Source organism: Pseudomonas fluvialis, from assembly GCF_002234375.1.
GTDB lineage: Bacteria > Pseudomonadota > Gammaproteobacteria > Pseudomonadales > Pseudomonadaceae > Aquipseudomonas > Aquipseudomonas fluvialis.
The window spans coordinates 1-5568 of record NZ_NMQV01000040.1 but is presented as its reverse complement, the minus strand read 5'-3'; the positions used below and the strand labels follow the sequence as shown (position 1 = coordinate 5568).

General features: G+C 51.6%; 2 tRNA genes and 3 rRNA genes. All 5 read left to right on the top strand.

Annotation, left to right across the window (positions count from 1 at the left end):
* Positions 1-254 precede the first annotated feature (254 nt).
* The 5 genes from CFY91_RS15250 (at position 255) to rrf (ending at position 5418) form a co-directional block, all read left to right on the top strand.
* Positions 255-1791: ribosomal RNA gene (locus CFY91_RS15250) — 16S ribosomal RNA — on the top strand.
* Between the two features lie 89 nt (positions 1792-1880).
* A tRNA-Ile gene (locus tag CFY91_RS15245) sits at positions 1881-1957 on the top strand.
* A 6-nt stretch (positions 1958-1963) separates the two neighbouring features.
* Positions 1964-2039, top strand: a tRNA-Ala gene (locus CFY91_RS15240).
* Positions 2040-2280: 241 nt separating this feature from the next.
* Positions 2281-5172, top strand: a 23S ribosomal RNA gene (locus tag CFY91_RS15235).
* A 130-nt stretch (positions 5173-5302) separates the two neighbouring features.
* Positions 5303-5418, top strand: a 5S ribosomal RNA gene (gene rrf / locus CFY91_RS15230).
* Together the 16S, 23S and 5S rRNA genes with 2 tRNA genes alongside form the textbook arrangement of a ribosomal RNA operon.
* Positions 5419-5568 lie beyond the last annotated feature (150 nt).

Below are 5568 nucleotides of genomic sequence, written 5' to 3'. Positions count from 1 at the left end.
TGAGAAGAAACGAAAAATTCTTCAAAAACAGCTTGACAGATTGAAAGGCTGCTGTAGAATGCGCGGCCTCGGTTGAGGCGAAAGACTTGATCGAAACGCTCTTTAACAAATTGAATCAAGCAATTCGTGTGGGTGCTTGTGGAGTAAGACTGATGTCGCAAGATTATCAGCATCACAAGTAACACTCGTGAATTCGAGAGTTTTTTGCGATTGCTGAGCCAAGTTTAGGGTTTTCTCAAAACCCAATCAGTATTGAACTGAAGAGTTTGATCATGGCTCAGATTGAACGCTGGCGGCAGGCCTAACACATGCAAGTCGAGCGGATGAGAGGAGCTTGCTCCTTGATTCAGCGGCGGACGGGTGAGTAATGCCTAGGAATCTGCCTGGTAGTGGGGGATAACGTTCCGAAAGGAACGCTAATACCGCATACGTCCTACGGGAGAAAGCAGGGGACCTTAGGGCCTTGCGCTATCAGATGAGCCTAGGTCGGATTAGCTAGTTGGTGAGGTAATGGCTCACCAAGGCGACGATCCGTAACTGGTCTGAGAGGATGATCAGTCACACTGGAACTGAGACACGGTCCAGACTCCTACGGGAGGCAGCAGTGGGGAATATTGGACAATGGGCGAAAGCCTGATCCAGCCATGCCGCGTGTGTGAAGAAGGTCTTCGGATTGTAAAGCACTTTAAGTTGGGAGGAAGGGCAGTAAGTTAATACCTTGCTGTTTTGACGTTACCAACAGAATAAGCACCGGCTAACTTCGTGCCAGCAGCCGCGGTAATACGAAGGGTGCAAGCGTTAATCGGAATTACTGGGCGTAAAGCGCGCGTAGGTGGTTTTGTAAGTTGGAGGTGAAATCCCCGGGCTCAACCTGGGAACTGCCTCCAAAACTGCATGACTAGAGTACGGTAGAGGGTAGTGGAATTTCCTGTGTAGCGGTGAAATGCGTAGATATAGGAAGGAACACCAGTGGCGAAGGCGACTACCTGGACTGATACTGACACTGAGGTGCGAAAGCGTGGGGAGCAAACAGGATTAGATACCCTGGTAGTCCACGCCGTAAACGATGTCAACTAGCCGTTGGGTACCTTGAGTACTTAGTGGCGCAGCTAACGCATTAAGTTGACCGCCTGGGGAGTACGGCCGCAAGGTTAAAACTCAAATGAATTGACGGGGGCCCGCACAAGCGGTGGAGCATGTGGTTTAATTCGAAGCAACGCGAAGAACCTTACCTGGCCTTGACATGCTGAGAACTTTCCAGAGATGGATTGGTGCCTTCGGGAACTCAGACACAGGTGCTGCATGGCTGTCGTCAGCTCGTGTCGTGAGATGTTGGGTTAAGTCCCGTAACGAGCGCAACCCTTGTCCTTAGTTACCAGCACGTTATGGTGGGCACTCTAAGGAGACTGCCGGTGACAAACCGGAGGAAGGTGGGGATGACGTCAAGTCATCATGGCCCTTACGGCCAGGGCTACACACGTGCTACAATGGTCGGTACAAAGGGTTGCCAAGCCGCGAGGTGGAGCTAATCCCATAAAACCGATCGTAGTCCGGATCGCAGTCTGCAACTCGACTGCGTGAAGTCGGAATCGCTAGTAATCGTGAATCAGAATGTCACGGTGAATACGTTCCCGGGCCTTGTACACACCGCCCGTCACACCATGGGAGTGGGTTGCTCCAGAAGTAGCTAGTCTAACCTTCGGGGGGACGGTTACCACGGAGTGATTCATGACTGGGGTGAAGTCGTAACAAGGTAGCCGTAGGGGAACCTGCGGCTGGATCACCTCCTTAATCGAAGACACAGCTTCTTCATAAGCTCCCACACGAATTGCTTGATTCACTTGCGAAAAGCGATTGGGTTTAGACCCGAGAGTACGATTGGGTCTGTAGCTCAGTTGGTTAGAGCGCACCCCTGATAAGGGTGAGGTCGGCAGTTCGAATCTGCCCAGACCCACCAATCGAAGGGGCCATAGCTCAGCTGGGAGAGCGCCTGCTTTGCACGCAGGAGGTCAGGAGTTCGATCCTCCTTGGCTCCACCATTTACTCTAATCGCTGAAAGCTCAGAACTGAGCATCTGGTCTTAATGACTTGGGTGTTGAGTTCTGGACTTTGCGCCAGAACTGTTCTTTAAAAATTTGGGTATGTGATAGAAGTAGACCGATGTGTTGCTTTCACTGGCAGCATGTCGAGTCAAGGTAAAATTTGCGTGTTCTCTATGCAAATTTTCGGCGAATGTCGTCTTCACGTTATAGACAGTAACCAGATTGCTTGGGGTTATATGGTCAAGTGAAGAAGCGCATACGGTGGATGCCTTGGCAGTCAGAGGCGATGAAAGACGTGGTAGCCTGCGAAAAGCTTCGGGGAGTCGGCAAACAGACTTTGATCCGGAGATCTCTGAATGGGGGAACCCACCTGACATAAGTCAGGTATCACACACTGAATCCATAGGTGTGTGAGGCGAACCAGGGGAACTGAAACATCTAAGTACCCTGAGGAAAAGAAATCAACCGAGATTCCCTTAGTAGTGGCGAGCGAACGGGGACTAGCCCTTAAGCTTCTTTGACTTTAATAGAACGCTCTGGAAAGTGCGGCCATAGTGGGTGATAGCCCCGTATATGAAAGGGTCTTAGAAGTGAAATCGAGTAGGACGGGGCACGAGAAACCTTGTCTGAATATGGGGGGACCATCCTCCAAGGCTAAATACTACTGACTGACCGATAGTGAACCAGTACCGTGAGGGAAAGGCGAAAAGAACCCCGGAGAGGGGAGTGAAATAGAACCTGAAACCGTATGCGTACAAGCAGTGGGAGCCTACTTTGTTAGGTGACTGCGTACCTTTTGTATAATGGGTCAGCGACTTATATTCAGTGGCAAGCTTAACCGAATAGGGGAGGCGTAGCGAAAGCGAGTCTTAATAGGGCGTTTAGTCGCTGGGTATAGACCCGAAACCGGGCGATCTATCCATGGGCAGGTTGAAGGTTAGGTAACACTGACTGGAGGACCGAACCGACTACCGTTGAAAAGTTAGCGGATGACCTGTGGATCGGAGTGAAAGGCTAATCAAGCTCGGAGATAGCTGGTTCTCCTCGAAAGCTATTTAGGTAGCGCCTCATGTATCACTGCTGGGGGTAGAGCACTGTTTCGGCTAGGGGGTCATCCCGACTTACCAAACCGATGCAAACTCCGAATACCAGCAAGTGCCGAGCATGGGAGACACACGGCGGGTGCTAACGTCCGTCGTGAAAAGGGAAACAACCCAGACCGTCAGCTAAGGTCCCAAAGTTATGGTTAAGTGGGAAACGATGTGGGAAGGCTTAGACAGCTAGGAGGTTGGCTTAGAAGCAGCCATCCTTTAAAGAAAGCGTAATAGCTCACTAGTCGAGTCGGCCTGCGCGGAAGATGTAACGGGGCTCAAACCATACACCGAAGCTACGGGTGTCACGTAAGTGACGCGGTAGAGGAGCGTTCTGTAAGCCTGTGAAGGTGAGTTGAGAAGCTTGCTGGAGGTATCAGAAGTGCGAATGCTGACATGAGTAACGACAATGGGAGTGAAAAACTCCCACGCCGAAAGACCAAGGGTTCCTGCGCAACGTTAATCGACGCAGGGTTAGTCGGTCCCTAAGGCGAGGCTGAAAAGCGTAGTCGATGGGAAACGGGTTAATATTCCCGTACTTCTAGTTACTGCGATGGGGGGACGGAGAAGGCTAGGCCAGCACGGCGTTGGTTGTCCGTGTTTAAGGTGGTAGGCTGATTTCTTAGGCAAATCCGGGAAATCAAGGCCGAGAACTGATGACGAGCGTTCTTTTAGAATGCGAAGTGGTTGATGCCATGCTTCCAGGAAAAGCCTCTAAGCTTCAGGTAACTAGGAACCGTACCCCAAACCGACACAGGTGGTTGGGTAGAGAATACCAAGGCGCTTGAGAGAACTCGGGTGAAGGAACTAGGCAAAATGGCACCGTAACTTCGGGAGAAGGTGCGCTGGTGAGGGTGAAGTATTTACTACGTAAGCCCATGCCAGTCGAAGATACCAGGCCGCTGCGACTGTTTATTAAAAACACAGCACTCTGCAAACACGAAAGTGGACGTATAGGGTGTGACGCCTGCCCGGTGCCGGAAGGTTAATTGATGGGGTTAGCGCAAGCGAAGCTCTTGATCGAAGCCCCGGTAAACGGCGGCCGTAACTATAACGGTCCTAAGGTAGCGAAATTCCTTGTCGGGTAAGTTCCGACCTGCACGAATGGCGTAACGATGGCGGCGCTGTCTCCACCCGAGACTCAGTGAAATTGAAATCGCTGTGAAGATGCAGTGTATCCGCGGCTAGACGGAAAGACCCCGTGAACCTTTACTGTAGCTTTGCACTGGACTTTGAGCCTGCTTGTGTAGGATAGGTGGGAGGCTTTGAAGCGTGGACGCCAGTTCGCGTGGAGCCATCCTTGAAATACCACCCTGGCATGCTTGAGGTTCTAACTCTGGTCCGTTATCCGGATCGAGGACAGTGTATGGTGGGCAGTTTGACTGGGGCGGTCTCCTCCCAAAGAGTAACGGAGGAGTACGAAGGTGCGCTCAGACCGGTCGGAAATCGGTCGTAGAGTATAAAGGCAAAAGCGCGCTTGACTGCGAGACAGACACGTCGAGCAGGTACGAAAGTAGGTCTTAGTGATCCGGTGGTTCTGTATGGAAGGGCCATCGCTCAACGGATAAAAGGTACTCCGGGGATAACAGGCTGATACCGCCCAAGAGTTCATATCGACGGCGGTGTTTGGCACCTCGATGTCGGCTCATCACATCCTGGGGCTGAAGCCGGTCCCAAGGGTATGGCTGTTCGCCATTTAAAGTGGTACGCGAGCTGGGTTTAGAACGTCGTGAGACAGTTCGGTCCCTATCTGCCGTGGACGTTTGAGATTTGAGAGGGGCTGACCTTAGTACGAGAGGACCGGGTTGGACGAACCTCTGGTGTTCCGGTTGTCACGCCAGTGGCATTGCCGGGTAGCTACGTTCGGAAGAGATAACCGCTGAAAGCATCTAAGCGGGAAACTTGCCTCAAGATGAGATCTCACTGGAGCCTTGAGCTCCCTAAAGGGCCGTCGAAGACTACGACGTTGATAGGCTGGGTGTGTAAGCGTTGTGAGGCGTTGAGCTAACCAGTACTAATTGCCCGTGAGGCTTGACCATATAACACCCAAACAATTTGGCTGTTAGACGGTTGAAGTCGACAAACCGAAAATTTGCCTGAACACGCAATACCAAGACATCACATACCCAATTCGCTGTAGCGCCTCAAAACGATACAGCAACAAAATTGCTTGACGACCATAGAGCGTTGGAACCACCTGATCCCTTCCCGAACTCAGAAGTGAAACGACGCATCGCCGATGGTAGTGTGGGGCTTCCCCATGTGAGAGTAGGTCATCGTCAAGCACCTATACGAAACCCCAGCTTCGAAAGAAGCTGGGGTTTCTTCTTTGTGCGCGGGAAAAAGCTGCCAGGCTGACTTTCGGAAATATCCGGCCTACTAAAAAGCCACCCGTAGGTGGCTTTTTATTGTCCATAAAAGGCGGGCTTTCATCA